Source organism: Taklimakanibacter deserti, from assembly GCA_003574785.1.
In genome coordinates, this window is the sequence record QORU01000002.1 from 50,674 (window position 1) to 77,128 (window position 26,455).

General features: G+C 63.0%; 34 protein-coding genes. 16 read left to right on the forward strand and 18 right to left on the reverse strand.

Features of this window, described 5'->3' with window-relative positions; genetic code table 11:
- Positions 1-51 precede the first annotated feature (51 nt).
- Complete coding sequence (locus DS839_RS03445; RefSeq protein ID WP_119268891.1) at positions 52-513, forward strand: tripartite tricarboxylate transporter TctB family protein; 462 nt, start codon at positions 52-54, stop codon at positions 511-513.
- A gap of 10 nt (positions 514-523) precedes the next feature.
- The gene (locus DS839_RS03450; protein ID WP_119268892.1) at positions 524-2,035 is read left to right on the forward strand and encodes a tripartite tricarboxylate transporter permease; all 1,512 of its coding nucleotides are present in this window, start codon (positions 524-526) and stop codon (positions 2,033-2,035) included.
- Here DS839_RS03450 and DS839_RS03455 read toward each other — a convergent pair whose 3' ends face one another.
- Complete coding sequence (locus DS839_RS03455) at positions 2,036-2,944, reverse strand: LysR family transcriptional regulator (protein WP_119268893.1); 909 nt, start codon at positions 2,942-2,944, stop codon at positions 2,036-2,038. It abuts the gene before it with no gap.
- 101 nt (positions 2,945-3,045) lie between these two features.
- On the opposite strand from DS839_RS03455, the gene DS839_RS03460 reads away from it, so the two are divergent.
- Both DS839_RS03460 and DS839_RS03465 read left to right on the forward strand, forming a co-directional pair.
- Positions 3,046-4,266 (forward strand): MFS transporter, encoded by a 1,221-nt coding sequence (locus tag DS839_RS03460; RefSeq protein WP_119268894.1) that lies wholly within the window; start codon positions 3,046-3,048, stop codon positions 4,264-4,266.
- Between the two features lie 56 nt (positions 4,267-4,322).
- The gene (locus DS839_RS03465; RefSeq protein ID WP_119268895.1) at positions 4,323-4,610 is read left to right on the forward strand and encodes a hypothetical protein; all 288 of its coding nucleotides are present in this window, start codon (positions 4,323-4,325) and stop codon (positions 4,608-4,610) included.
- On the opposite strand, the gene DS839_RS03470 is transcribed toward DS839_RS03465, so the two are convergent.
- The 8 genes from DS839_RS03470 to uxaC form a co-directional block, all read right to left on the reverse strand.
- Entirely contained in the window at positions 4,579-4,917 is a 339-nt protein-coding gene (locus DS839_RS03470) for a cupin domain-containing protein (protein WP_119268896.1), read from the reverse strand. The two genes, DS839_RS03465 and DS839_RS03470, sit on opposite strands and share 32 nt — an antisense overlap.
- 9 nt (positions 4,918-4,926) lie before the next feature.
- Positions 4,927-5,688, reverse strand: coding sequence for a 2-dehydro-3-deoxy-D-gluconate 5-dehydrogenase KduD (gene kduD / locus DS839_RS03475; RefSeq protein ID WP_119268897.1), 762 nt, complete (start codon positions 5,686-5,688; stop codon positions 4,927-4,929).
- Positions 5,685-6,533: a 5-dehydro-4-deoxy-D-glucuronate isomerase gene (gene kduI / locus DS839_RS03480; protein ID WP_119268898.1), complete on the reverse strand. Its 849-nt coding sequence runs from the start codon at positions 6,531-6,533 to the stop codon at positions 5,685-5,687. The genes kduD and kduI overlap by 4 nt, the downstream gene beginning before the upstream one ends.
- A 22-nt stretch (positions 6,534-6,555) precedes the next feature.
- Positions 6,556-7,335, reverse strand: coding sequence for a FadR/GntR family transcriptional regulator (locus DS839_RS03485; protein WP_119268899.1), 780 nt, complete (start codon positions 7,333-7,335; stop codon positions 6,556-6,558).
- 7 nt (positions 7,336-7,342) lie between these two features.
- Positions 7,343-8,623 carry a TRAP transporter large permease gene (locus DS839_RS03490; protein WP_119269369.1) on the reverse strand — a complete coding sequence of 427 codons (1,281 nt, stop codon included), beginning with the start codon at positions 8,621-8,623 and terminating at the stop codon, positions 7,343-7,345.
- 5 nt (positions 8,624-8,628) lie between these two features.
- Entirely contained in the window at positions 8,629-9,150 is a 522-nt protein-coding gene (locus DS839_RS03495) for a TRAP transporter small permease (RefSeq protein WP_438816495.1), read from the reverse strand.
- Positions 9,151-9,253: 103 nt separating this feature from the next.
- On the reverse strand, positions 9,254-10,231 hold the full coding sequence (locus DS839_RS03500) for a TRAP transporter substrate-binding protein (RefSeq protein WP_119268901.1): 978 nt from the start codon (positions 10,229-10,231) through the stop codon (positions 9,254-9,256).
- Between the two features lie 38 nt (positions 10,232-10,269).
- Positions 10,270-11,679 carry a glucuronate isomerase gene (gene uxaC / locus DS839_RS03505; RefSeq protein WP_119268902.1) on the reverse strand — a complete coding sequence of 470 codons (1,410 nt, stop codon included), beginning with the start codon at positions 11,677-11,679 and terminating at the stop codon, positions 10,270-10,272.
- Between the two features lie 124 nt (positions 11,680-11,803).
- Between uxaC and DS839_RS03510 the strand changes: the two genes are divergently transcribed.
- The 3 genes from DS839_RS03510 to DS839_RS03520 are packed head-to-tail and all read left to right on the forward strand — an operon-like array spanning position 11,804 to position 15,503.
- The gene (locus DS839_RS03510) at positions 11,804-13,279 is read left to right on the forward strand and encodes a mannitol dehydrogenase family protein (protein ID WP_119268903.1); all 1,476 of its coding nucleotides are present in this window, start codon (positions 11,804-11,806) and stop codon (positions 13,277-13,279) included.
- Positions 13,276-14,463 carry a mannonate dehydratase gene (uxuA, locus tag DS839_RS03515; RefSeq protein WP_119268904.1) on the forward strand — a complete coding sequence of 396 codons (1,188 nt, stop codon included), beginning with the start codon at positions 13,276-13,278 and terminating at the stop codon, positions 14,461-14,463. The genes DS839_RS03510 and uxuA overlap by 4 nt, the downstream gene beginning before the upstream one ends.
- On the forward strand, positions 14,460-15,503 hold the full coding sequence (locus DS839_RS03520; RefSeq protein WP_119268905.1) for a Gfo/Idh/MocA family protein: 1,044 nt from the start codon (positions 14,460-14,462) through the stop codon (positions 15,501-15,503). The genes uxuA and DS839_RS03520 overlap by 4 nt, the downstream gene beginning before the upstream one ends.
- On the opposite strand, the gene DS839_RS03525 is transcribed toward DS839_RS03520, so the two are convergent.
- The 3 genes from DS839_RS03525 to DS839_RS36295 form a co-directional block, all read right to left on the reverse strand.
- Entirely contained in the window at positions 15,496-15,879 is a 384-nt protein-coding gene (locus tag DS839_RS03525; RefSeq protein WP_119268906.1) for a hypothetical protein, read from the reverse strand. The two genes, DS839_RS03520 and DS839_RS03525, sit on opposite strands and share 8 nt — an antisense overlap.
- Before the next feature lie 151 nt (positions 15,880-16,030).
- A complete protein-coding gene (locus DS839_RS03530) occupies positions 16,031-16,414 on the reverse strand; it encodes a hypothetical protein (RefSeq protein WP_119268907.1) in 384 nt (127 codons plus the stop codon).
- A 230-nt stretch (positions 16,415-16,644) separates the two neighbouring features.
- Positions 16,645-16,824, reverse strand: a complete 180-nt coding sequence (locus DS839_RS36295; protein ID WP_162918275.1) for a hypothetical protein — start codon at positions 16,822-16,824, stop codon at positions 16,645-16,647.
- A 369-nt stretch (positions 16,825-17,193) separates the two neighbouring features.
- Here DS839_RS36295 and DS839_RS03535 point away from each other — a divergent pair, with 369 nt between their 5' ends.
- A complete protein-coding gene (locus tag DS839_RS03535) occupies positions 17,194-17,397 on the forward strand; it encodes a hypothetical protein (RefSeq protein ID WP_162918276.1) in 204 nt (67 codons plus the stop codon).
- A gap of 24 nt (positions 17,398-17,421) precedes the next feature.
- On the opposite strand, the gene DS839_RS03540 is transcribed toward DS839_RS03535, so the two are convergent.
- A complete protein-coding gene (locus DS839_RS03540) occupies positions 17,422-17,862 on the reverse strand; it encodes a CBS domain-containing protein (protein WP_119269370.1) in 441 nt (146 codons plus the stop codon).
- A 143-nt stretch (positions 17,863-18,005) separates the two neighbouring features.
- Here DS839_RS03540 and DS839_RS36300 point away from each other — a divergent pair, with 143 nt between their 5' ends.
- The 3 genes from DS839_RS36300 (at position 18,006) to DS839_RS03555 (ending at position 18,948) form a co-directional block, all read left to right on the forward strand.
- Complete coding sequence (locus tag DS839_RS36300) at positions 18,006-18,215, forward strand: hypothetical protein (RefSeq protein ID WP_162918277.1); 210 nt, start codon at positions 18,006-18,008, stop codon at positions 18,213-18,215.
- Between the two features lie 86 nt (positions 18,216-18,301).
- Positions 18,302-18,517: a hypothetical protein gene (locus DS839_RS03550; RefSeq protein ID WP_119268910.1), complete on the forward strand. Its 216-nt coding sequence runs from the start codon at positions 18,302-18,304 to the stop codon at positions 18,515-18,517.
- Positions 18,518-18,531: 14 nt separating this feature from the next.
- Positions 18,532-18,948 carry a DUF6766 family protein gene (locus DS839_RS03555; protein ID WP_368911124.1) on the forward strand — a complete coding sequence of 139 codons (417 nt, stop codon included), beginning with the start codon at positions 18,532-18,534 and terminating at the stop codon, positions 18,946-18,948.
- A 78-nt stretch (positions 18,949-19,026) separates the two neighbouring features.
- Here DS839_RS03555 and rpsI read toward each other — a convergent pair whose 3' ends face one another.
- Together rpsI and rplM are read right to left on the reverse strand one after the other, a co-directional pair.
- Entirely contained in the window at positions 19,027-19,518 is a 492-nt protein-coding gene (gene rpsI / locus DS839_RS03560) for a 30S ribosomal protein S9 (RefSeq protein ID WP_119268912.1), read from the reverse strand.
- Between the two features lie 5 nt (positions 19,519-19,523).
- Positions 19,524-19,988, reverse strand: a complete 465-nt coding sequence (rplM, locus tag DS839_RS03565) for a 50S ribosomal protein L13 (protein WP_119268913.1) — start codon at positions 19,986-19,988, stop codon at positions 19,524-19,526.
- A gap of 209 nt (positions 19,989-20,197) precedes the next feature.
- Between rplM and DS839_RS03570 the strand changes: the two genes are divergently transcribed.
- From DS839_RS03570 to DS839_RS03580, 3 genes are read left to right on the forward strand one after another with little or no spacing between them, the layout of a single operon-like run.
- Entirely contained in the window at positions 20,198-20,917 is a 720-nt protein-coding gene (locus DS839_RS03570; protein WP_119268914.1) for a hypothetical protein, read from the forward strand.
- Positions 20,914-21,705 (forward strand): enoyl-CoA hydratase, encoded by a 792-nt coding sequence (locus tag DS839_RS03575; protein WP_119268915.1) that lies wholly within the window; start codon positions 20,914-20,916, stop codon positions 21,703-21,705. The genes DS839_RS03570 and DS839_RS03575 overlap by 4 nt, the downstream gene beginning before the upstream one ends.
- A 9-nt stretch (positions 21,706-21,714) precedes the next feature.
- The gene (locus DS839_RS03580; protein WP_119268916.1) at positions 21,715-22,245 is read left to right on the forward strand and encodes a CoA-binding protein; all 531 of its coding nucleotides are present in this window, start codon (positions 21,715-21,717) and stop codon (positions 22,243-22,245) included.
- A gap of 66 nt (positions 22,246-22,311) precedes the next feature.
- On the opposite strand, the gene DS839_RS03585 is transcribed toward DS839_RS03580, so the two are convergent.
- Positions 22,312-22,587 carry a hypothetical protein gene (locus tag DS839_RS03585; RefSeq protein WP_119268917.1) on the reverse strand — a complete coding sequence of 92 codons (276 nt, stop codon included), beginning with the start codon at positions 22,585-22,587 and terminating at the stop codon, positions 22,312-22,314.
- Between the two features lie 312 nt (positions 22,588-22,899).
- On the opposite strand from DS839_RS03585, the gene DS839_RS03590 reads away from it, so the two are divergent.
- Positions 22,900-24,177, forward strand: a complete 1,278-nt coding sequence (locus DS839_RS03590; protein ID WP_119269371.1) for an O-acetylhomoserine aminocarboxypropyltransferase — start codon at positions 22,900-22,902, stop codon at positions 24,175-24,177.
- Here the strand turns inward: DS839_RS03590 and DS839_RS03595 are convergent.
- Positions 24,162-25,211, reverse strand: a complete 1,050-nt coding sequence (locus DS839_RS03595) for a COX15/CtaA family protein (protein ID WP_368911127.1) — start codon at positions 25,209-25,211, stop codon at positions 24,162-24,164. The two genes, DS839_RS03590 and DS839_RS03595, sit on opposite strands and share 16 nt — an antisense overlap.
- Before the next feature lie 92 nt (positions 25,212-25,303).
- Between DS839_RS03595 and DS839_RS03600 the strand changes: the two genes are divergently transcribed.
- Positions 25,304-25,507 (forward strand): DUF2842 domain-containing protein, encoded by a 204-nt coding sequence (locus DS839_RS03600; protein ID WP_119268919.1) that lies wholly within the window; start codon positions 25,304-25,306, stop codon positions 25,505-25,507.
- Here the strand turns inward: DS839_RS03600 and DS839_RS03605 are convergent.
- Positions 25,504-26,454 (reverse strand): bifunctional helix-turn-helix transcriptional regulator/GNAT family N-acetyltransferase, encoded by a 951-nt coding sequence (locus tag DS839_RS03605; RefSeq protein ID WP_368911129.1) that lies wholly within the window; start codon positions 26,452-26,454, stop codon positions 25,504-25,506. The genes DS839_RS03600 and DS839_RS03605 overlap by 4 nt on opposite strands.
- Position 26,455: the final 1 nt, after the last annotated feature.

Consider the following 26,455-nt stretch of genomic DNA (forward strand, 5'->3'; position numbering starts at 1 on the left):
TCGTCAGTGCGGTGGATAGATTCGCTTCGCCAGCTCGAAGGAACATGCAGGATGAAATCGCTCACCATCGACACCGTCAACGGCCTGTGCGGTCTTCTCTTCATCGCCCTTGGCCTGCTCTTCGCCTATGAATCCTGGGTGCTCGACATGGGCACCGCGCTGCGCATGGGCCCCGGCTACTTTCCCTTTTTCCTGGCGCTCCTGCTCCTCGTGCTGGGGATAGTCATCCTCATCCAGGCAACACGCGTCAAAGGCGAGCCTGTTGGCCCCATTGCCTGGCGCGGCATGCTGCTGATCCTGCCGGCTCCCGTGCTCTTCGGGTTGACGGTGCGCGGCCTCGGCTTCATTCCGGCGGTCTTCCTCACCGCTCTCTTCGCCTCCTTCGCCAGCTTGCGCATGAAGCCGCTCATGGCGCTCGTCCTCGCGGCCGCGGTGACGGCCTTCTCCTATGTGGTGTTCAGCCTGGGCCTGGGCCTGCCGTTCAGAAGCTTCGGCCCCTGGCTTTCCTTCTGAGGAGGACCCCATGGAACTCTTCGACAATCTCGTCCTCGGCTTCGCCACCGCATCGACGCTGTGGAACCTTCTTTTCTGCCTGATCGGCGTTCTGCTCGGCACGCTGATCGGCGTCCTTCCCGGCATCGGCGCCACCGCGACCATCGCCATGCTGCTGCCGATCACCTTCCAGATCGGCGATCCCGTCTCCTCGCTCATCATGCTCGCCGGCATCTATTACGGCGCGCAATATGGCGGCTCGACCACCGCCATCCTGATCAACATGCCGGGCGAGTCCTCTTCCGCCGTGACGGCCATCGACGGCTACCAGATGGCGCGCAACGGGCGTGCCGGATCGGCGCTCGCCACAGCCGCCATCGGATCCTTTTTTGCCGGAACCGTCTCGACGGTGCTCATCGCGCTCTTCGCGCCGCCCTTGACCGCGGCCGCGCTCAAATTCGGATCGGCCGAATATTTCTCCCTGATGGTCGTCGGCCTCGTGTCATCCGTGGCCCTGGCCCACGGCTCCGTCGTCAAGGCGCTCGCCATGGTGGTGCTCGGCCTCCTGCTCGGCCTCGTCGGCACCGACGTGATATCCGGTTCGCCGCGTTTCAACTTCGGCATCAGTGAATATGCCGACGGACTGAACTTCGTGGCCGTCGCCGTCGCCGTGTTCGGCATCTCCGAGATCCTGCGCAATCTCGAGAACGAGCATGAGCGTTCCGTGCTGATCAGGAATGTCAGCGGACTCCTGCCGACGCGCGAGGATTTCCGCCGCATGGCGGCGCCGATCCTCAGGGGCACGGCCCTGGGTTCGGCGCTCGGCATCCTGCCGGGCAACGGCGCGGTTCTCGCCTCCTTCGCCTCCTATACGATCGAAAAGCGGGCTTCGAAGAACCCCCAGGAGTTCGGCAAGGGCGCCATCGAAGGTGTCGCCGGGCCTGAATCCGCCAACAATGCCGGCGCCCAGACCTCCTTCATCCCGATGCTGACGCTTGGCATCCCCGCCAATCCGGTGATGGCCTTGATGATCGGCGCCATGATCATCCAGGGCATCGTGCCCGGTCCCAATGTCGCGACCGAGAAGCCGGACCTCTTCTGGGGCATCATCGCCTCCATGTGGATCGGCAACCTCATGCTGATCATCCTCAACTTGCCGCTCATCGGCCTGTGGGTGAAGCTACTGACGGTGCCTTACTATGTGCTTTTCCCGATCATCATGGCCTTCTGCTCGATTGGCGTTTACAGCGTGAACTCTAACGCCTTCGACCTCTATTCCGTCGCCTTCTTCGGGCTTCTGGGCTATGCGCTGGTGAAATTGCGTTGCGAGCCCGCGCCCCTGCTTCTCGGCTTTGTGCTGGGCCCGCCTCTGGAGGAGAACTTGCGGCGCGCCATGATCTTCTCGCGTGGCGATCCCACGACCTTCGTCACCCGGCCGATCAGCGCCTTCCTGCTCCTGATCGCGCTCGCGGTGCTGATCATCGTGTTCCTGCCCTCGGTGAAGAAGAAGCGCGAAGAGGTGTTCGCCGAGGAGAACACGTAACTACGATTTAAGGGCTTCGCGCTGCTTCAGCGCTTCGGTGAGCGCGTCGCGGAACAGCGCGATCGGCCGGGCCAGGCGGCCCGCCGGTGGGCGATGGACCAGCCAGGACTGGACCTCGGGGGTGAAGCCCTTGGACTCGATGACCATCACTTTCTTGCGCCAGCGCCCGCCCGAGAGTGCCGCTTCCGTTATCAAACCGATGCCATGGCCGCGCGCGATCAGCGACATGCGCAGATCGGCGCTAAGCGCTTCGACGCCCACCATGAAAGGAAGGCCCGCCGCCTCGAACCGGTTGCGCATGTAGTTACGGAAGCCGCAGCCGCTCTCATTCATGACCCATGGATATCGGCTGAGATCCTCGAGGCTGGCACGTTTGGGCACGCCGAGAGAGGATGCTGCGACGAGCAGCACCGAGTGCTTGACCAGACGCTCGCCCACGAGATCCTCGGACGGCGTTGTGCCCTCGGCGAGGCAAAGGGCGGCGGCATCGACCTCGCTCTTCGCCACCTGCTCCATGAGCCTGGGCGACCAGCCGGCCGTGATGCGGAGCGCGAGTTTCGGGAATTCGCGACGCAGCCGGTCGAGCGGCAGAGCGAGCGCCGCATCCGAGAGATAGGGCATGATGCCCAGCCGGAATTCACCCTTGACCTCGCCATCGGGCGCGACGCCGGCCTTCAGGTCATCGAAGGAGCGCAACAGGCGCCGGCCATAGTCATAGGCTTCGCGCCCCGAAGCCGTCGGCTTGAACGGCTTCGATTGCCGGTCGAGCAGCGGCGTGCCGAGCCGCTCCTCGAGATTCTGGATGCGGCGCGTGACGCCGGGCTGGGTGAGATTGAGACGGGCCGAGGCGCCGACGACGGAGCCGGTCTCGACGACGGCGATGAAGGCTTCGAGATCGTGGATATTCATGAGTGATCCGCATAATCATTATCAGTTCATTTCATTTGTAGCATATTCCGCTTCTCGAATAAAGTTAGGCATGAATATGCACAATCATTAGGTTGAAATCCATGCCGCTCGACAGCCAGGCCTGCGTCCTGCCGCAAGACCAGTCCGACCGGATCACCCTTTCGCTGATCCTCCTCTTCGCCTTCGCCACCGGCGTCATCGTCACCAACCTGTTCGCGCCGCAGACGCTGATCGGTCTCATCGGCCCATCGCTCGGACTCTCGGAAAGCGGCGCCGGGCTCACCGTCATGGCCCCGCTCATCGGTTACTCGGCGGGCCTGTTCTTCGTGGTGCCGCTGGCCGATCTCGTGGAAAACCGCAGGCTCGTGCTCCTCATGCTGGGTGCCGCCGTGCTCGCGGCAGCGGCCAGCGCGCTGGCACCCGGCATCCTGACCTTGCTGGCGGCATTCTTCGTGCTCGGCATGGCCTCGTCCGTCATCCAGGTCCTCGTGCCCATAGCGGCATCGCTTGCAGCACCCGACCGTCGCGGCGCCGTGATCGGCGATGTCATGAGCGGACTGATGATCGGCATCCTGCTGTCGCGGCCGCTGGCGAGCCTGCTTGCGGCGCAATGGGGCTGGCGCGCCTTCTATGGATCAAGCGCCGTCGCGATGATGGCGCTCGGCATCGTCCTCGCTTTTCGCCTCCCGCCGCGCGCTCCCCGATCCGCCACGCCCTATCCGGCGCTCATTGCCTCGCTTTGGACGCTGTTTCGCGGCGAAAGGGCGCTGCGCCAGCGCTCATTGACGGCGGGCCTGGTCATGGCCGCCTTCAGCCTGTTCTGGTCGGCCGTGGCGCTCGAACTGTCGCGACCGCCCTTCAGTCTCGGGCAATATGGCATCGCCGTTTTTGCGCTCCTCGGCGCCGGCGGGGCCTGCGCCACCTCCTTGTTCGGACGGCTGGGCGATCGCGGCTGGACGCGGCCCGCGACCATGGCCTCCCATGGCCTCCTCATCGTCGCCATGAGCCTCGCGGCCTGGGCCGGATGGGCGGGAAACGGTGCCATTCTCGTCCCTCTCGCGGCCCTGGCTACCAGCGCCTTCCTGCTCGACTTCGCCGTCACCGGCGACCAGACGCTCGGCCGTCGGGCCGTCAACCTGCTCAATCCCGAATCCCGCGGCCGCCTCAACGGCATTTTCGTCGGCCTCTTCTTCGTCGGCGGAGCCATCGGGTCCGCGATCTCGGGACTGCTCTTCGCGGAGGGCGGCTGGCCGGCCATATGTTTTGCCGCCGCTCTCTTCGGTTTGGTGGCGCTCATCGCGCAGGCTCTCGCACGGCAATGAGTTGCCTGCCGCCGGTTCTTGCGTCATGATCGCCGGCTTTCGAGGAACGGCACATCATGAGCGCCATCGTATCGATGTTCGACCAGATCCTGGTCAGAGTGAACTGCAAAGTCTGCGGGCCGACCGAGCTCAAGGTCGGGCAGCTGATCGGCAAGAGCGCTTTTGCCTGCGGCAGTTGCGGGGAGGACATTCGGCTCGACCAAGAGCCGCTGAAGTCGCATCTCGCGATGCTGGTCGACAACGCCGGCCGCATCGATGCCAAGCGCAAGCGCAGCGGCTATGTCGTCAAGCGTGCCGACAGACCAGAGGCGCTCACCCGAGGAAATCACCGCGGCGGGGCGTGAAGCTGTCGATCAGCCGCCCGGCGGCGAGCGCCTTCACACCGTGAACGAGATTTGACGGCACGATATAGCCGCCCCCGGCGGAGATCGTCTCGGTGCGGCCGTCGATGGTGACCTCGAAGACGCCTTCGGCAATGTAGCTCGCCTGCACATGCGGATGCGAATGCATGGCGCCGACACCGCCCTTCTCGAAGGCGAACTCCACCATCATCAGTTCGGGCGTGTGCAGGATCACCCGGCGGCGATTGCCGTCGGGCGTCGCGGTCCATGCGCCATCCGCGGACTGGGCAAACAATTTCGTCTCGGTCATGACCATCTCCTATCTCGCAAGCCAGCCGCCATCGACCGGGAGCGTGGCGCCATGCACATAGCGCGACGCCGGCGCCAAGAGAAACACCGCGGCATCGCCGATATCCGCCGGATCGCCCCAGCGGCCGGCGGGAATGCGGTTCAATATCTGGGTTCGGCGCTCGGGATCGGCGCGCAAAGCGGCCGTGTTGTTGGTCTCGATATAGCCGGGCGCAATGGCATTGACATTGATGTTCCTCGCCGCCCATTCGCAGGCGAGAAGCCGGGTCAGGCCGACCACGCCATGCTTCGATGCGGTGTACGAGGCGACACGGATGCCGCCCTGGAAGGACAGCACCGAGGCGATATTGACGATGCGGCCTTGCCGTTCCTCCGCCAGCAAACGGCGGGCGAAAGCCTGGGAGAGGAAGAACAGGCTCTTGAGATTGATGTCCATCACCTCGTCCCAATCCTGCTCCGAGAAATCCACCGCGTCCTGGCGGCGGATGATGCCGGCATTGTTGACAAGGCCGTCGAGCGGGCCGGAGGCCGCCCATGCCCGATCCAGCATCGCCTGGGCGGCGCGATGATCGGCGAGATCACATGCGTAAGACTGGAAGCCGGCGCCCAGAGCGGCCATCGCGGCTTCCGTCTCGGCCATGGACGAGCGCCCGACGCCGATGACGGCGCCGCCCGCTCTGCCGATTGCAAGCGCGATGCCCTGCCCGATGCCGGTATTGGCGCCGGTGACCAGGATGCGCTTGCCGGTCAGGTCGAAGGCGGTTGCGCTCATCTGAGCGCGTCCATCGCGACGGGATCCATGTCGGTATAATCGGCATTGTCGCCGGCCATGGCCCAGATGAAGGCATAGCTGGACGTGCCGGCGCCCGAATGGATGGACCAGGGCGGCGACAGGACCGCCTCCTCATTGGCGACCACGATATGACGCGTCTCGTCGGGCTCGCCCAGCAAATGCAGGATGCGGGCATTCTCCGGCAGATCGAAATAGAGATAGACCTCCATCCGCCGGTCATGCACATGCGCCGGCATGGTGTTCCAGACCGAGCCCTTGGCGAGCTCGGTCATGCCGACCACCAATTGGCAAGTCCTGGCGCTCTCGTCATGGATGAACTGGAAGATGGAGCGCTCATTGGATGTCGCCCGGCTGCCGAGATCGAGCCGCTTGGCATCGCCGATGCGGATCAGCCGCGCCGGATACGCCTGATGCGCCGGCGCGCTCAGCAGGTAGAATTTCGCCGGCTTGTCGCTTGCTTCCGAAGCGAAGGAGACCGACTTCGTCCCCATGCCGAGATAGAGCATGTCGCGATTGCCAAGCGCGTGCGTTTCGCCATCGGCGACGATCGTGCCGGCACCGCCGATATTGACCGCGATCATTTCCCGGCGAGCGAGGAACTCCTTGGTGCCGGTCGGCTTGATGGCGGCAAGCGACAGGGGCGCTGAGAGCGGCATGACGCCGCCAATGATCATGCGGTCGTAGTGAGTGTAGGTGAGATGGATGCGGCCGGGCTCGAACAAGCTGCCGATATGGAAATGCTCCCGCAATTCATCCGTTCCCATGCGTGCGGCGGCTCCGGCATCGATCGCGTGGCGTGTCGAATATTTCACTTCGTCCTGCATGCTCGAGTCTTCTCTTTCTGTTTCAAGTCTTGGGCGTCAGCGCCTGCCGGCGCTCCACCAGGTAGTCTGCCTGCTGGCCGATCATGCGCTTGCGATAGCGGTCCTGGGCCGCCGACAAATGGGCGCGCATGGCTTCGCGCGCCGCTTCGGCATCGCCTGCCGAAATCGCGTTCAGGATAAGCAAATGCTCGCGCTGCAGGCCGGTCAGATAGTCGAAGGTCAGGACCTCGGGCGAATACCAGGGCGATGTTACGTCGCAAGGAATGGTCCGGTCGCCCAAGGCTTCGAGTATTTCGACATAAAAGGGATTGTTCGTCGCCGAGGCGATCTCGAGATGGAAGGCGAAGTCCGCCTTGCCGGTCGGCTGGCCGAGATTGAGCATGCGCTCGAATTCGAAGAAGGCCTCCTGGATGCGCGCCTCCTGACCGGCATTGCGCCTCACCGCAGCGAGGCCGGCGCTTTCGATCTCGATCCCCATGCGCACCTCCAGCACATTGATGGCCTGACTCACCTTCTTGTTCTCGCGCTTCAGGGCGCTGAAGGCATGCGCCGGATGATCGAGCACGAACACGCCTGCTCCCTGGCGCGATTCGACCAGCCCGTCGGCGGCGAGGCTGGTGATCGCCTCGCGGATCACGGTGCGCGAGACGCCGTAGGTCTCGGTCATCTGGCCCTCGGTCGGCAATTTCTGGCCCGGCGCGAAGGCGCCGTTCAGGATCTGCTCGCGCAGACCTGAGATGATGCGCTCCGAGAGCTTGGGTTTGCGCTCGTTGCGGGACTCGGATTGGGTGTCGGATGTCATGTCGGACCTATCGAAAGACGCTCGGCAACCAGAGCGAGATCGCCGGGACGTAGGTGACGAGAGCCAGGACGACGAGACCCGCGCCATAGAACGGCCAGATCGAGCGCATCGCTTCCCAGACCGAGATCTTACCGACGGCGCAAGCGACGAACTGCACCGCACCGACCGGCGGCGTGTTCAGGCCGATGCCGTAGTTCAGGATCATGATCACCCCGAAATGCACCGGATCGACGCCGAAATGCTGGGCGACGGGCAGGAAGATCGGCGTCGTGATGATGATGGTCGGTCCCATGTCCATGAAGGTGCCGAGGAACAGCATCAGGATGTTGAGGAGCATCAGGATCATCAGCGGATTGTCGGAGATCGTGCCGAGCCCCGCGGCGAGCGCCGCCGGCACCTTCAGGAATGCCATCAGCCAGGAGAAGGATGCCGCGGTCCCGATGATCAAGAGGATCATGGCGGTGGTGCGCACCGCGCCCAGCGTGGCGTGGACGAAGTTCGGCCAGTCCATCTGGCGATAGACGAAAATCGTCACCAGCAGCGCATAGATGACGGCGATGCAGGAGCTTTCGGTGGCGGTGAAGACGCCGGAGCGCACACCGCCGAAGATGATGGCGATGAGCAGCAGGCCGGGTACGGCCACGATGGCGAGGTGCCCGACTGCCCGCAAGCCCGGAAAGGGTTCGGTCGGATAGTCGCGGCGGCGCGCCACCACATAGGCCGTGACCATCAGCGCCAAGGCCAGCAGCAGCCCGGGCAGGATTCCGGCGGTGAACAGATCGGCGATCGAGATTTTTCCGCCGGCCGAGATCGAATAGATGATCATGTTGTGCGAGGGCGGCAGAAGCAACGCGATCAGCGCCGCCATCGAGGTGACATTGACGGCGTAGTCGGCGCCATAGCCGCGCGCCTTCATTTGCGGGATCATCAGCCCGCCGACCGCCGCCGCTTCGGCGACCGCCGAGCCCGATATGCCGCCGAACAAGGTCGCGGTCGCGATATTCACTTGCCCGAGCCCGCCCCTGATATGGCCGACGAGAGACCCGGCAAAGGCGATGATGCGTTTCGCGATGCCGCCCCTGACCATCAGGTCGCCGGCATAGATGAAGAACGGGATGGCGAGCAGCGAGAACACGCTCATGCCGGAATTCATGCGCTGGAAGACCACCAGCGGCGGCAGTCCCATGTAAAGGACGGTGGCGAAGCTCGCTATGCCCAAGCAAAAGGCAATCGGCGTGCCGATCAGCATGAGCAATGTGAAGACGCCGAAGAGGATGAGAAGCTCCATGCCGGTCATACCTTCGCGTTTTCGAGCTCGACCGCCACTTCGGCCGGCGGCTCGGCATCGATCGCCTCATCGATCGGCGCCCCCGACAGGCGCAGCACGATGCGTTCCACGGCGAAAATCGAGATGAGCAATCCCCCGCCCACCAGCGGCAGGTAGTCGAAGCCCCCGGAAATGCCGAGCGACGGCAGGACCGAATCCCAGGTGAGGCCGACGAGCTGACCGCCATACCAGATCATGCCGAGACCGAAAGCGAGGATGATGACGTCGGTGATCATGCGCAGCGTCTTCTTGGCGCCGGGCGGCAGCACATAAAGCAGCACGTCGAAACCGAGATGCACATTGTCGCGAACGCCCACCGCGGCGCCGAGAAAGATGAACCAGCTCATCAGCATGACCGAAGCGGGCTCGGTCCAGCTCGGCGACTGGTTGAGGACATAGCGGCCGAAGACCTGCCAGGCGACGAAGAGCGTCATCAGCACGAGGCCGCTGCCTGCGATCATGAGCGCGACACGGCTCAGCCCCGACATCAGACCGGCGAGCCTTCCCAGGCGGTCTCGTCTTTGCGGAGTATCGATCATGGCTTTCTTCCAGGGAGAGGCGGCGCGCCGGAGCGCGCCGCCACGGTTTCTGCTACTGGGTTGCCTTGATGCGCTCGACCATGTCCTTGAGCTTCTGGTCGGTGACATATTTCTCATAGACGGGCGCCATCGCATCGATGAAAGGCTGCTTGTCGGGCGTCGTGACCTTGGAACCCGCCGTCTCCACCTTGGCGCGCGATTCCTTGACCTTAGCCGCCCACAATTCGCGCTGCTTGGCGACGCTCTCCATCGCCGCCTGCTTGAAGATCGCCTGGTCTTCAGGGCTGAGCTTGTCCCAGCTCGACTTCGCCATGACGAAGACTTCCGGCACCATCATGTGCTCGTCGAGCGAGTAGAATTTCGCGACCTCGGCGTGCTTGGCGGTGTCGTAGCTCGGGAAATTGTTCTCCGCCCCGTCGATGACGCCGGTCTCGATCGCTGAATAGACTTCGCCATAGGGCATCGGCGTCGCATTGGCGCCGAGCGCCTTCACCGTGTCGACGAAGATGTCCGACTGGATGACGCGAAACTTGAGGCCGGCCATGTCGTCCTTAGAGGTGATCGGCTTCTTGGAATTGTAGAAGGAGCGCGCGCCACTGTCATAGAAAGCGAGCGCCACGAGGCCCGCCGGCTCGAAGGCGGCCTTGATCTCATCACCGATCGCGCCGTCCATCACCTTGTGCATGTGGTCCTCGGAGCGGAAGAGATAAGGCAGCGACGGCACCTTGGTCTCGGCGATAATGCCGTTGAACGGCGCCATCGATATGCGATTGAGGTCGATGACGCCGGTGCGCACCTGCTCGATCGTGTCCTTCTCCTCACCGAGCTGGGCCGAGTGATAGACTTCGACGCTGTAGCGCCCGTTGGTGCGCTCCTTCACCAATTGGCCGAAATATTTGACGGCCTCGACGGTCGGATAGCCGTCCGGATGGGTGTCCGACGACTTGAGCACGGTCTCCGCCCCGGCAGCGCCAATCCATAAGCTCGTGATGATGGTGGCGGTGCCCGCCAGTCTCGCAATGAACGTCATTTGGTTCCTCCCGTTGCAATCCGGCGCGTTCGCGCCCTTCACAGCCGATACGCTCTCTTGGCGAGCGTGTAGGCCAATTCCTGCGCAAGCTCATGCGCCTCGTCCTCGCGCAAGCGATGCTCGGAAACGAGGCGCGCCAAGAATGCGCAATCGACCCGGCGCGCCACATCGTGACGGGCCGGAATGGATGGAAAGGCACGCGTGTCGTCATTAAAGCCGACGGTGTTGTAGAAGCCCGCGGTCTCGGTGGTCATCTCGCGGAAACGGCGCATGCCTTCCGGGCTGTCATGGAACCACCAGGCGGGGCCGAGCTTCAGCGCCGGATAGACTCCGGCCAAAGGCGCCAATTCGCGGGCATAGCTGTCTTCGTCGAGCGTGAAGAGGATGACGGTCAGGTCGCGCTCGAGGCCGACGCAATCGAGCAGTGGCTTGAGGGCCGCGACATAATCGGTGCGGGTCGGTATGTCGAAGCCCTTGTCGCGGCCGAATTTCCGCAACATCGCCGGCGAATGGTTGCGCCAGGAGCCGGGATGGATCTGCATTACGAGACCATCGTCGCGGCTCATCTTGGCCATCTCGGTTAGCATCTGGGCGCGGAACAGTCGCCGCTCGCCTTCATCCGCGCTGCCGCGGCGGATGCGGTCGAAGAGTTTCGCCGCTTCGGCATCGGCGAGGTTGGCGGTGTCGGCGGTCGGATGGCCGTGATCGGTGGAGGTCGCGCCATGATCCTTGAAGAAAGCCCGGCGCTTGCGATGCGCGTCGAGATAGCCGCGCCAGCTTCCCGTGTCGCAGCCGCTGACCTCGCCGAAGCGATCGAGGTTTCGGACGAAGTCCTCGAAATCGGGATCGACGACGGCATCGGGGCGATAGGCGGTGACGACACGTCCCGGCCAGCCGCTCTCCTTGATCATCCGGTGCCAGCGGAGATCATCGAGCGGGCCTTCGGTGGTGGCGATGACCTCGATCCGGAAGCGCTCATAGAGAGCACGCGGGCGGTAAGCCTCCGTCCGCAGGCGCTCGGCGATCGTGTCATAGTGCCGGTCGGCCGTCTTGGCCGACAAAGGCTCGTCGATGCCGAACAGATCGGAGAGCACATGGTCGAACCACAGCCGCGTCGGCGTCCCGCGGAACAGGCGATAATGCTCGGCGAAGCGCCGCCAGATGGCACGTCCATCGGTTTCGACGGGCGTTGCGTCACGCGCCGGCACGCCGAGCTCCTCCAGCCGGACACCGTGGCTGAAGAGCATGCGGAAAATATAGTGGTCGGGAACGATCAGGAGCTGCGCCGGATCGGGGAAAGGCTCGTTCAATGCATACCAGCGCGGGTCGGTGTGGCCATGCGGGCTGACGATCGGAAGATGCGCAACACCGGCATGGAGACGGCGGGCCAGCTCACGCTGAAACGGCTCAGCTGAAAAAAGCAGATCGCGATGGGTGAGCCCGGACATTTCCCTCCTTCTACTTTTTGTGGAAGGCTATGTGCGGACTTAGATCATGTCAACATATAACTTATCTCTACTTGTATAATGACTTTGACTATGATCCAGTGCGTGGCCATAAGCATGGGGAAGCATGCATCACCGTCTTTGCCAAAAACTGCTGGACAGGCTTCCGGGGTCCGTAACCGTCCCGTCCTATGGGCGCGGCGCCATCCGTACCGGCATTGTCCATCTGGGCGTTGGCGCCTTTCATCGTGCGCATCAGGCCGTCTATGTCGATGACTGCCTGAATGCAGGCGCAAAAGACTGGGGCATCATCGGCGCCTCGCTGCGCCGGACCGACACTCGTGATGCGCTCGAGGGCCAGGACGGCCTCTACACGCTCGCCACGCGCAGCAGCGATGGCGAGAAGCTCAGGGTGATCGGCTCGCTTTCCTCCGTGCTGGTGGCGCCCGAGAATCCCGCGGTGCTGATCGATGCCCTGAGCGATCCCGCGATCCGCATCGTGACGCTGACCGTCACCGAGAAAGCCTATTTGCGGGCTGCCGACGGCAGGCTCAACGCGGACGATCCCGACATCGTTCATGACCTCGCTCATCCCGAGCGTCCGAAGACCGTGCATGGATTTCTCACCCAAGCGCTCGAGCGACGGCAGGCGCAGGGCATCGCCCCCTTCACCATCCTGTGCTGCGACAACCTGCCGGCCAATGGCACGACGCTGCGCCAGGTGATGCTCGATTTCGCCCATTTGCGCGGGCGCCGCTGGGTCGATCATGTGGCGCTCAACGTCGCTTTCCCGTCGAGCATGGTCGATCGCATCGTGCCCGCGACCACGCCGGGAGATCGTGCGCGCATCAGCGCCACGCTCGGCGTCGATGACGCCTGGCCAGTGGTGACCGAGCCTTTCTCGCAATGGGTGGTGGAAGAGCGGTTCCCGACGGGGCGTCCGGATTGGGAAAACTTCGGCGTCACCATGGTCAAGGATGTGACACCCTTCGAGGAGATGAAGCTCAGGCTTCTCAATGGGGCGCATTCCGCCCTCGCCTATCTCGGCCTGCTATCGGGTCATGCGACGGTCGATGAAGCTTTCGCGGCGCCACCGTTGCGCCATTTCATCGACCTTCTGTGGGCGGAAGCCGCGACGACCTTGCCGGCCGCAGTCAGTGGCCAGACGGGTCCCTATACTCAGGAGCTGGCGCAGCGCTTCGCCAACAAGGCGCTCGCCCATCAGCTCAGGCAAATCGCGACCGACGGCAGCCAGAAGCTGCCGCAGCGGATCATCAGCACAAGCCTGGCGCGGCTCGAGGCCGGGCACGGCGCCGATCACCTCGCTTTGGTGCCGGCGGCCTGGATCGCCGCCTGCGAAGCCCGCGGCGCAGCGCTTCCCGTCGGGCATTTTACCGATCCATTGGACGCCGGGATGACCGCGCTCCTGACACGCAGAACATCGCCCGAGCAGGCGGTGAGCGATGTCTTCGACCTCGTGGGCTTCGCCCGTGGCCACGATCTCCGCCATACGCTGCTGCGGCTGGTCACAATGCATTTGACGAGACTGCGCGAGCGTGGCGTTGTCTCGGCCCTCGCTCATCTCGACGGAGCTTCCTCATGAAACAGACCTGGCGCTGGTTCGGCCCCGACGATCCGGTGACGCTCGCCCATGCGCGCCAGGCGGGCGCCAGCGGCATCGTGACCGCGCTCCATCATCTCAATGACGGCCGCGCCTGGCCGCTCGATGAGGTCATGAAGCGCAAGGCGGAAGTGGAAGCCGCGGGCCTCTCTTGGGATGTCGTCGAAAGCATCATCGTGCATGAGGACGTCAAGACGAGGAGCGGCCGTTTCCGTGAGCTGATCGCCGATTACAAATCCTCCATCCGCGCCGTCGCCCAGGCCGGGGTCAAGACGGTCTGCTACAATTTCATGGCGATCACCGACTGGACGCGCACCGATCTCGATTATCCGATGGCGCATGGCGGAACGGCGCTGCGCTTCGATATCGTCGATTTCTGCCTCTATGACGTGCTGGTGCTGAAGCGGCGCGGGGCCGAGAACGAGCACCCCGCCCTCCGTATCGCCGCGGCGCGGGAAAGGCTCGCACAGATGAACGAGAGCGCGCTCGCCCGCCTCGAAGCCAATCTCGTCGGCTGGGTGCCGGCGCGCGAATTCATCTTCGACCGCGACAGCTTCCGCAAGGCGCTCGAACGCTATCGCGATCTGACCGTCATGGGCTTGCGCCAGAACCTCCTGGAGTTCCTGCGCGAGATCGTCCCCGTCGCCGAGGAGGCCGGCGTCAGGATGGCCATCCATCCCGATGATCCGCCCTTCCCGATCTTCGGTCTGCCGCGCGTCGTCTCGACCGCAGAGCATGCGCGCGCCATCCTCGAAGGATGTCCCTCGCCCGCCAACGGACTGACCTTGTGCTCGGGCTCCTACGGCGCCAATGCCGCAAACGACCTGGTGGCCATGGCGAAGGCATTTGGGCCCAGCATCCATTTCGCCCATTTGCGCAATGTCACCAAGGAAGCGGACGGCTCGTTCCATGAAGCCGAGCATCTCGCAGGCGACACCGACATGGTGGCGCTGGTGGGCGCGCTGATGCAGGAGGAAGCGAGACGGCGCAAGGCCGGACAGTCCGACTGGGAGATTCCCATGCGCCCCGATCACGGCCATGCCATCGTCGATGACATCGGCAAGAAGGTGAATCCCGGCTATTCCTGCATCGGCCGCCTCAAGGGACTGGCGGAATTGCGCGGCATCATGCGCACTCTCGCCGCCCTGGAGAAGCGCCCGGCATGAAGCGGATCAAGCTTGGCATCATCGGCCTCGGCATGGCGGTCGCGCCGCATGCGAGGAGCCTCGCCGACCTTGGGGACCGCGTCGAAGTGGCGGCTGCCTTCAGTCCGAGCGCCCAGCGGCGCGAAGCCTTTGCCGCAAGCACCGGCTATCTGGCCTGCGACAGCATCGAGCGCATCTTTGACAATCCTTCGATCACCGCCGTCCTGCTGCTCACGCCGCCCAATACGCATCTCGATCTCGTCCGGCGCGCCGCGGCGGCCGGCAAGCACATATTGCTCGAAAAGCCGCTGGAGACCAGCCTGGCGCGCGCCGAAGCGGTGGTTGCGGCGGCCGAGGCGGCAAGGGTCAAGCTCGGCATCGTCCTGCAGCACCGCTTCCGTCCTGTCGCCCGTGCCTTGGCCGAAACGATGCAGCGAAACGACCTCGGCGCGCTGGTGAGCGCTTCGGCACGGCTCTACAACTGGCGCCCGCAGAGCTATTACGATCAGCCGGGACGCGGCACCAAGGCGCGCGACGGCGGCGGTGTGCTGCTCACCCAGGCCATTCACACGCTCGATCTCCTGATCTCGCTTGTAGGATTGCCGGAGGAAGTCGTGGCTTATTGCACGACAAGCGTCATGCACCGGATGGAAACGGAAGACCTGGCCATGGGCGCCATGCGTTTCGCCGGCGGCGCCTTGGGCTCGATCGGCGCCACGACCTGCGCCTATCCGGGCTTTCCCGACGGCATCGACATCATCGGTACCAAGGGGACGGCGCGTCTCGATGGCGCTCGCCTGCAGTTGCAGCTCCATGACGGGACATCGCGCGTGATCGATGACGAGGACAAGATCGGCGGCGCGGGCGCCGACCCGATGGCTTTCACGCACCATCACCACCGCGCCTTGATCGCGGACTTCCTCGCGGCGATCGAGAATGACGCTCAGCCAAGGATCACCGGACGCGAGGCGCTCAAGGCGCATTATCTGATCGAAGCGATGCTCAGGTCGTCGCAAACCGCCAGGGCCGTCTCGGTGACGGAAATATCCCAAGCTACATGACGGGTGTCGCGAAGAAACAGATCACGCCATGGCGCGGCGCGGCGCGGTCCCTGTCATAGATACAGGCATAGAACAGGTGATCGGCATTGGGCGGGCTCTGGATCCGGTTCCAGGGTATGACGGCATCGACCGGTGCCTGAGACTGCGAATTGACGGTGCGCGCCTGATCCACGGTCATGGTGAGCCGATAGCCTTCGCGCGTTTCACTCACCCAGGAAGGATCGACCGGCGCGCAATCATGACCGCCACAGCAGTTCGATTGAAAGACCGGATCGGATGTCGAGCTATACCAGTCATGTGCCATGACGAACTGTGTGCTGAAGAGATAAAGCCATGCCGCCGCCAGCACAACGAACATGGGCCAGAGTTTGTCCATGAGCCTGCTCCGGATCTGAACCCGTCACGAAAACTCACTGTGGCGCCCATCCCGCCAGGATTTTGAAGCTTATCCCTGCTAGAAAGAATCAGGATCGTTTCTGGTATTTTACACCAAAAGCCCTGCATCCGCGCATCGATAATTCGCCGACCTACATGACGGGGGTCGCGAAGAAACAGATGACGCCATGGCGCGGCGCGGCGCGGTCCCTGTCATAGATACACGCATAGAACAGGTGATCGGCATTGGGCGGGCTCTGGATCCGGCTCCAGGGTATGACGGCGTCTACCGGCGATTGAGCCTGCGGGTTGACGGTGCGGGCCTGGTCCGCGGTCATGGTGAGGCGATAGCCTTCGCGCGTCTCACTTACCCAGGAAGGGTCGACGGGCGCGCAATCATGACCACCGCAGCAACTCGATTGATAGACCGGATCCGCAGTCGAGCTGTACCAATCATGCGCCAACGCAAACTGCGTTCCGAACAGATACATCCACGCTGCCAACAGCAACACAAACAGCGGCCAGAGTTTCGTCATGCGCCTGCTCCGGTTCAAAGCTTCAACTTCCATTGCAACCGGCCGTCGGGATGAGATTCATCCCCGGTAGAGGGCCTCCGCCGCTAAAGAAGAGTGGAAGGCGGGGTGCATTGTTAATTGTTCCAGGAACCGGAGGTTCCAAATCTCACGGCCTGCCGAATCTGCATGCGCATATCGGGTCCGGAATTTTCTTCCGCTGAGACAGTTACTTGAAAATCGCCTAAAGTTCTTCAGCCGGCTCGCTCGGGGTTGTTTTGGCCGGGCTCCTTGATCGGTTGATGCTTGCGGCGATCGGGCGGCTCGATCTCAGGCTCAGGCAAAGGCTTGCCCGGCTCCGGCGGGATGGGTTGCGGCGACGGTACCGGCGGTTCAGGCAGGTCGGGGGTTTCGGGCGTGGGGATTGTTGCCATGGAGCATAAACATCCGGGACTCGCTTGAGTTCCCCGCGAGGTGGGGCCCGCAAGGACCAGGCGATCTGGGGAGGGTACGGGGAGACCTGCGGGCCCTCGGGCTCTCGATGCGTTGCCCCTGAGGAACGACATTCAACCAACCTATGTGTCGGGTGACTGTTCCCTAGTCTTTTTGCATCTCGCGCGCTTTGGAAGGGCGACGCGAAGTGATGTGGAACCTCGGCGCGTGTGCAAACGTATTTCAGTAGTCCTGCACATCCGGACGTTCTTCACGACGCCATGACGGGACAGGGCCGGTCCGAGTTGCGTTGGCAACCGGACCGGCTTCTCCGCGACGACAGCGATAAGCTTGAGAAAGTGAGGCAAGCCGTGAACATGCTGGATCTGGCAGGCATTTGGTGGGCCGTCGTCATCGTGCTGTCGACGACGATATTGGGCGCGGGCCTCGGCTATGGCGTCTGGGCTGCGCGGCATGCTCCCCGGGATGCCAAAACGCTGCGTGAGAAGGATGCCGCCACGCGCAGGAATTTCGATGACGCGGCCGTGGAAGAGCGGCCGGTCTTCAAGGAATGAGCAGGACCGCGCTCGCGCGACCGATCATTGCGGGCCGGTTTGCGTGTGGCTGCCGCCGGGTCGGGAAATGTCACCGAGCGCCTGACCGGTCTTAGCCCGCGCTCCCGTCATGGCCAGATCGCCGAGCGACACGATCCCCACCAGGCGTTTCTCACGGTTCAGCACCGGCAAGCGGCGCACCTGTATATCGCCCATATTGGCGAGCACATGCTCGGTGTCCTCGTCCTCATAGCAATATTTGACCTCGTGGCTCATCACTTCCTCGACCAGGGAATCGGGCCCCTGCCCCGCGGCCACCGCGCGCACGGCGATATCACGGTCGGTGATCATGCCGACCAGCCGGTCGTCCTCGCTCACCGGAATGGCGCCGGCATCGATCTCCGCCATCATCGCCGCAGCATTCTGGATCGTGTCGCCGGGATGAGCGAGGTGAACGTCCGGGCTCATGCAATCGCGTATCTTCATCATTCCCTCCTATCTCATCTGAGGGGAACGTGACCGTCGCCAGGGAGTTCCAGGAGATCAATGATGGCTGCGGCGTCCACATACCCCGGAACCACATCCATCTCAGGATGTTCTCTGCGCAAACGGACATCAGGAGGCGCAGAATGAAACGACATCGCGGCAGGCGCGGCACGCAAAGGGCGAAAGACTTGCCCTTATCGAAGGATGATCGCCTTTCCTTCGAGCTCCAAGATCGCGATACGGCCGATTATGCCTATGGGGGCTACGGCCACCGCAAGCCCGGACATGCCAGAAGCGACCCCTATCCCGTCGGGCCAGACACTCCGGACGGCGCCGAAAGCGAACGCCAGTAGGCGGGCGTCGCTCCGCTCTCGCATTTTGGAACCGGCGCCATGGGACGCCGTTATTGTTCCGGCTCCGGAAGAGCCTGGAGGTTGGTATGACGCCGCTAAAAATATGCCGGATTACGCCGAGCGATCTTCTGACGATCATCGAAGACATCGGCTTTGGCAAAGCCGCCATCGGTGGCGCGGACAGCCACGGCATCGTCATCGACGGTTATCTTGACCTCGCCGGCATGGCCCACCGCATCAATGCCCTCATAGAGATCAGAGCGCGCTCGCAACAGCTGATCGACCACGCGCAGCCGCGCTAGGCGCGTGACTGACGATGACCCGTCCGACGCCCAAATCAGAGCGTAAATACGCCCTCCACGATATGAGATTCGGCCGCTACGGCTTCTTCTATTTCACCGGCGCCTTCTTCGCGCTGTCGCTGTTCGGGCATTGGCTCTTCGGCTGGCTCGCCTATGTGAATGACCAGGCTGCCCATAATGCCCAGATCTCGGCCGGCGACTATGCACTCATAATGCTGCGTGACACGCTGGAGAACTGGCAATCGGAATTCCTGCAGCTGATCTGGCAAGTGGCAGGCCTCGCCTTCCTGCTTCACATCGGCTCACCGCAATCCAAGGAAGGCGATGACCGCAAGGAAGCCAAGCTCGACGCGATCCTGGAAGCGGTCGATCCGAAGAACGGCAAGGACACGGTCGCCAAGCTCGACCAGGAATTTCAGCGGACCTCCTGAAGTGAGGGGCCGCCCTTCGCCACAGCAAAGGGGACAGCGTTGCCGCTGTCCCCTCCACAGATCGCGTATGGGAAGCGCTTAGCGCTTCGAGAACTGGAACGACCGGCGGGCTTTGGCGCGGCCGTATTTCTTGCGCTCGACCGCTCGCGGATCGCGCGTCAGGAAGCCGTTCTTCTTGAGGACCGAGCGCAGCTCCGGCTCGAAATAGGTGAGCGCCCGGGCAAGGCCGTGGCGCACGGCGCCCGCCTGGCCCGACAGTCCGCCGCCCGTGACGGTGCATTCAACATCGACCTGGTCGCGGCGCAGCGCCGTCACCATCGGCTGCTGGACGAGCATCTGCAGCACGGGACGCGCGAAGTAGACGTTGATCGCCTTGCCGTTGACGGTGATCTTGCCGCCGCCACGCTTCACCCACACGCGGGCGATGGCGTCCTTGCGGCGGCCGGTCGCGTAAGCGCGGCCCTTGGCGTCGAGCTTGGGCTTGGCCGGCGTCGCCGGCGCGCCCTGCGCCTTCACAGCGGCGCTGCCCAGGGCTTCGCCGAGATTGGAAAGAGTTGTCTGTTCAGCCATGGTCTTCAGCCTCTCAGCGTGTTCTTGGGATTGAGCGCAGCGACGTCGAGCTTTTCAGGGCTCTGGGCCTCATGCGGATGGGCGTCGCCCTTGTAGATGCGCAGATTGGACATCTGCTGGCGCTTCAGCGGACCGCCCGGGAGCATGCGCTTCACCGCCGCTTCGAGGACGCGATCGGGGAACTTGCCCTCAAGGATCTTCTCGGCCTTGCGTTCCTTGATGCCGCCAGGGAAACCGGTGTGCCAGTAATAGGTCTTGTCCTTGCGCTTATTACCGGTCAGCACGACCTTCTCGGCATTGATGACGATGATATTGTCGCCGCAGTCCATATGGGGGGTGAAAGTGGGCTTGTGCTTGCCGCGCAGACGGTTGGCGATGATCGTGGCGAGGCGCCCGACAACCAGACCGTTCGCATCGATGAGCACCCACTTTTTCTCGATTTCCTTGGCTTTCGCCGAATAGGTCTTCATTTGAGGGTTCCAATGCTTGTTCGGATTGGCCGGAGATACAGAGGCGGACGCAAAAGGTCAAGGAAAACCCGGTAATATAACGCTTTTTCTTGTGTGGTATTATAATACCTGAAAGTGTTGTTTTGCTGCCACAGTTTCAGGTTCTGATGCGGGACCCCTTTTCGTAACTGCTTGTATTTCATAAGATTCGCGACACCGAGAGGGTGCCTATGGTTCGTTTTGCTGCTTTCCTGCTGTTTGCCGGGCTTCTGGCCGCTGCCCCTGCCCTGGGGCAGACCAAGGACCAGACCCAGCTGCCGCAAAGCGAGGAAGCCGGCGAGCAGCCCAATCCGCAGGCGCCACCCGCTGCCGAACAACCTCCGGTCCAGCCTCCTGCCCAGCCACCCGCTTCGGGCGAGGACCTGACGCAACCCCCACCTCCCGACACCGGGGCCGAAAGCGACACCGAAGAGACATCGCCCGACGATCTGAGCTTCGGCGAGATTCCTGACGTCACCGTCATCGAGCTCACCGCCGACATAGCGCGGCGGTCGATCGACGCCCTCGCCTTGGTGCGCGACAAGTACAAGGACGCCAACCTCGAGAATTACGAGAGCTGGCAGGATTTCGTCGACAAGACAGAGGACGGCAAGCATTTCGAAACCGACATCAAGGCGGCGGGCTTCTCGACCGTCGATGAATGGAATGTCGCCGTGACCAGCGTCAGCTTCGCCTATTCGGCGCTCACCGACAATCTCGCCGATGATCTCGAGACGCAGATCGCCGAGATCGAGAAAGACACATCGATCGCCCAGGACCTCAAGGACCGCATGATCAAGGGTCTCAAGGCGATGATCCCGTCGGAGAACAACAAGCGGATCGTGCAGGCGATGATCGACGATCCCGCTTATACGGAAAAGCTCAAGCTCCTGGCCGAAGAAGGCGAATGACCGATATTCTTCTCAGGGAGCGGCATCAGGGCATATTGCGCCTGACCCTCAACGATCCGACGACGCGCAACAGCCTGAGCGAGGCGATGATGGCGTCGCTGGCCATCGCCCTCGACGAGGCAAGGCAGGACGATGAAACCCGCGTGATCGTCATCGCGGCCGAGGGGCCCGCTTTCTGCTCGGGCCACAATCTCAAGGAAATCACCGCGCGGCGACGCGATGAGGACCACGGCAAGGCCTATTTCGCCAAGCTGATGGCGCATTGCTCAGCACTCATGCAGGAGATCGTGCACCATCCAAGGCCGGTGATCGCGGAAGTGAACGCCCCGGCAAGCGCCGCCGGCTGCCAATTGGTCGCGAGCTGCGACCTGGCGCTCGCCTCGGAGCAGGCGCGCTTCGCCACGCCCGGCGTCAATATCGGGCTGTTCTGCTCGACGCCGATGATCGCCTTGTCGCGCAACGTCTCGCGCAAGCACGCCATGGAAATGCTGCTCACCGGCGAGATGATCAGCGCCGAGGAGGCAGAGCGCATCGGCCTCGTCAACCGCGTCGTCGCTACTCAGCTTCTGAGGGCCAGCGTCGATGATCTCGCTTCCAGGATCGCCGGCAAGTCCAAGGCGGTGACCAAGATCGGCAAGGAAGCCTTTTATCGCCAGATCGACATGCCGCTCGCCGATGCCTATGATTATGCGGCGCGCGTGATGGTCGAGAACCTGCTCATGCAAGATGCCAAGGAAGGCATCGGCGCCTTTGTCGAGAAACGCGCACCTGACTGGAAAGATCGCTGACCGCAAATCATGAACCACGACAGCTATTCGATCGACTACATCCGCGATATCCTGCGCAGCGTCAGGACGATCGCGCTGGTCGGCGCCACCGACAATGACCGGCGAGCCTCCAATTTCGTCCTGAGATACCTGCTGGACAAGGGCTATGAGGTGACCCCGGTCAATCCAGGACTCGCCGGACAGGAGCTTCTCGGCCGCAAGGTCTATGCCTCACTGAGAGACATTCCACATACGCTCGACATGGTGGATATCTTCCGCAACTCGCAGGCCGCCGGCGCCATCACCGATGAGGCTCTCAGTCTCACGCCGCTGCCCAAGGTGATCTGGATGCAGCTCACGGTGCACAATGACGAAGCTGCGGCGCGCGCCGAAGCGAAGGGCATCAAAGTGGTGATGAACCGGTGCCCGAAGATGGAATATGGCAAGCTTTCGGGCGAATGGGCCTGGGTCGGCGGCAATTCCGGCCTGATCTCGTCGCGCCGCCAGCGCCTGCATGAAAGCGGCAAGGTGCAAAGCCTGGGGCTCGGCCTCAAGAGGTAAGCAAGCCCCTCTCCCCGCCCGAGCGGAAGCGTTCAGGCGGAGAAAGGATCGCTCGTGGCCGGTCCGTCACATCTTCACGAACTTGCCGTCCTTGATCGTGAGCTTGTCGACGCTGGCGTCATATTTCGACTTGAGCGCGCCCATGCGCACCTCGCAGCCCTTGCTGCAGTCATAGGTGCCGGTGGCCTTGGACTTGATCACCACCTTCTCGGCCTTGCCGCCCTCGGGCGTCAGCATGAAAGTGTGGCTCGTCTTGTCGCTGTTGGTCACCGTAAGCGCGTTGGCGGACGTGACGGTTGCGCCGAGCGCAAGCGCGACCGCGATGAGAAGATGAGTTCTCATGGTCATTCTCCAATGATGTGGGTGGATGAAGCGTCAGGCAGCCGGGGGTGGAGAGCAGGTCGCCTGTTCGCAAAGTCGATCCGCATGGCCTTCTTGTGGGCCATTGCCTCGCAGGCGGTTTTGGGCGCCGCCTGTGTCCTTGTCCTTTAAGTCTTCACCTCTGATAGACGTCCGATTCATAGACCGGATGATCAAACGCTAATACCCTTGCCTACGGCCCACCAGTTAAATCGGGGTAATCCCGAGGGGACGTTGTGAGCGCTCACCTGCTGGGCTAGTTTCTGCTTGAGGGAGTTTTCACAGGAGCAAATGATGACCGAAAAGACCCCGGGCTTTGATACGCTCGCCATCCATGCGGGGGCACAGCCCGATCCGGCGACGGGAGCGCGCGCCACGCCGATCTACCAGACGACAGCCTATGTGTTCGAGGACGTGAAGCACGCCGCCGATCTGTTCGCGCTCAGGACCTTCGGCAATATCTATACCCGCATCATGAATCCGACGCAGGCCGTGCTCGAATCGAAAGTCGCGGCCCTCGAAGGCGGCACCGCGGCACTCGCCGTGGCCTCGGGCCATGCCGCCCAGATGCTCATCTTCCATGCCCTGATGCAGCCCGGCGACGAGTTCGTGGCGGTGCGCCAGCTCTATGGCGGCTCGATCAACCAGTTCAACCAGTCCTTCAAGTCCTTCGGCTGGCACGTGGTGTGGGCCGATGCCGAGAATCTCGCCTCGATCGAAAAGGCGCTGTCGCCCAAGACCAAGGCGATCTTCATCGAATCCATCGCCAATCCGGGCGGCCTCATCACCGACATCGAGGGCATCGCCAAGATCGCCCGCAAGGCGGGCGTGCCGCTCATCGTCGACAACACGCTGGCCACCCCCTATCTGTGCAAACCCTTCGATCACGGCGCCGACATCATCGTGCATTCGCTGACCAAGTTCATGGGCGGGCACGGCAATTCGATGGGCGGCGTCATTGTCGACGGCGGCAAGTTCGACTGGACGAAGAGCGGCCGCTATCCACTCCTGACCGAGCCCAATGATTCCTATCATGGCATCAGGCTGCATGAGACCTTCGGCAATATCACCTTCGCCATCGCCTGCCGCGTGCTCGGCCTGCGCGACCTCGGTCCGGCGATCGCGCCGCTCAATTCCTTCCTCATCCTCACCGGGATAGAGACCTTGTCATTGCGCATGCGCAAGCATTGCGACAACGCGCTCGCGGTGGCCACGTGGCTCAGCGCCCATCCGAAAGTGTCCTGGGTGAACTATGCCGGGCTCAAAGGCCACAAGCATCACGAGCTCGCCAAGAAGTACTGCCCGAACGGCGCCGGCTCGGTCTTCACCTTCGGCCTCAAGGGCGGCTATGACGCCGGCGTCAAGGCGGTGTCGGACGTCCGGCTCCTCTCGCATCTCGCCAATCTCGGCGATACGCGCTCGCTCATCATCCATCCGGCATCGACCACGCACAGCCAGCTCTCTGCCGAGCAGCTCAAGCAGGCCGGCGCCGGTCCCGATGTGGTGCGCCTCTCGATCGGCATCGAGGATGTCGAGGACATCATCGCCGATATCGATCAGGCGATCTCGTGATTGAGCGCAAGCCCTCTCTCGGGTTGCCGTGAGAGGGCTTCGTGCAGAACCCAGATGGCGGTCGCGAACACGATCATCGCGCCCGCCTGATGGGCGAGGCCCAGCCATAAGGGCACCTGCGTCAGAAGCGCCCAGATGCCGAGGCCGACCTGCAGCAGGACCGTGTGAAGGATCGCCTTCGCCGCGCGGCTCTTCACCCTGAAGGCATAGACTGCCGCGTAGATCGTCACCGCATAGGCGACGAGCCGATGATCGAACTGCACCGTCATGGCGTTCTCGAAGAAATTGCGCCAGGCCGGTTCCATGATCATGAGGCCCTCAGGGATCCATTGTCCGTCCATCAAGGGCCAGGTGTTGTAGCCCATGCCGGCGTCAAGTCCGGCGACGAAACCGCCCAGCGCCACTTGCAGGAGGACCAGGGCGACGAGGCCGAGTGCCGCCCAGTCACGTCCTGATCGCGGCGGGCGCCGCCGCACATCGCTGATACCAAGGGCCGTCCAGACGATGGCGCCGAGGATGATGGTGGCAAAGATCAGATGCGCCGCGAGCCGGTATTGGCTCACATCGACGCGATCGATGAGGCCCGACTTCACCATGTACCAGCCGAGCGCACCCTGAAGCCCGCCGAGGACGATGAGACCGACAAGACGGGGGACGAGACGCCGCTCGATGCGGCGCGTGAGCCACAGAGCAAGAAACGGCACGATCATCATCAGGCCGATGAAGCGGCCGAGGAAGCGATGCGCCCATTCCCACCAGTAGATGAACTTGAAATCGGAAAGCGACATGCCCTGGTTGACAAGGCTGTATTCCGGGATCTGCTTGTATTTCTCGAAAGCCAGAAGCCAATCGGCCTCGGTCAACGGCGGGATGGCCCCGAGGAGCGGCTGCCACTCGGTGATCGAAAGGCCGGAATCGGTCAGGCGCGTCGCGCCGCCGACGATCACCATGGCGAAAACCAGGAAGGCGGCGAACCACAGCCAGGCGCGGATCAGCGGCCGCGCTCTCAGCTCACGGTCTGTAACTGCGATCATGGGGAGCGGGATAGCGCCCATGGCCCCTGCCCTCAAGGCTCGAAACGCCGCAGGAGCTTGCGCCCGGGCCCGCCGCGGAATAGGTCATCCGCATGACCCTCAGGCAGCGCAAATTCATCGGCATGGTCGCCATCGTGGCCTTCCTCATCGTCTATTGCCTCATTGCCATGGCGATCGGCGGCATGGTCGCGGTGGGACTGCCGATGCCCCTCGAGATCGGCTTCTTCGTCATCGCCGGCATCGCCTGGCTGCCGGTCGTGATGATGATCATCCGCTGGATGTCGCGCCCGGCCTAGAGCCCAAGCTCCCAATATTGCCCGGTGAGCTTATGGCCGAAGCTCTCATGCGGCTCTTCGCGGACGAGCTTGAAGCCGGCTTTTTCATAAACCCGCCGAGCGGCGGTGAGATTGTCGTTCGTCCACAGGGTCAGCCGCCGGTAGCCGGCGCCCTGCGCGAATTTGACGACTTCATCGACAAGCCTCGTCCCGAGCCCCAGGCCGCGCGCGTCCGGTTCCACATAGAGCATGCGGAGCTTTGCGGTCTCCTGATCCTCTTCGACGACGAAAACCGCGCCCATGATCTGGCCGCCTTTGTCAGCGACCCAGCAGGCCTCGCGCTCCGGCTTGAAACTTTGAATGAAGCGCGCCGTGATCTCGGCCACCAGCGCCTCGAATTCTTCGTTCCAGCCATATTCCTCGGCATAGAGGGTGGCTTGGCGATGGATGATCCAGCCGAAATCGCCGACCTTGGGTGGCCTCAGAAGCACCGGCATGTCGGCTTTCGTCTCCTTGCCGAGGAGGTGCTCGATGACGGCCATGGAAGCGACCAGGCGGCTGCGATCTTCCGGGGCGAGAGCGTTCAGCATTCGCCCGACGGCTGCGGCACTTTTTTCATCGAGCGGCCGGAACGCGGCTTCGCCCTTCTTCGACAGGCTCAGATTGATCTGCCGGCCATCTTCGGCCGAACGCTCGCGCGATATGTAACCCGATTTGGCAAAGCCTTTGAGAATGCGACTTAAATAGCCGGGGTCGACACCGAGGCCGGCAACCAGATCGGTGGCGCTCGCCACCCTTCTGGTCGCCAGCTCATAGAGGATGCGGGCCTCGGTCAGGCCGAAGCGGCTGGCGAGCAGATGCTCGTCGAGGAGGCCTGTCCATTTTGTGTAATTGCGGTTGAATTGCCTGACGGCGGCGACAGCGTCTTTCATGCCGGCGACGTTGAACCAGATAGTTGACTTTGTCAAC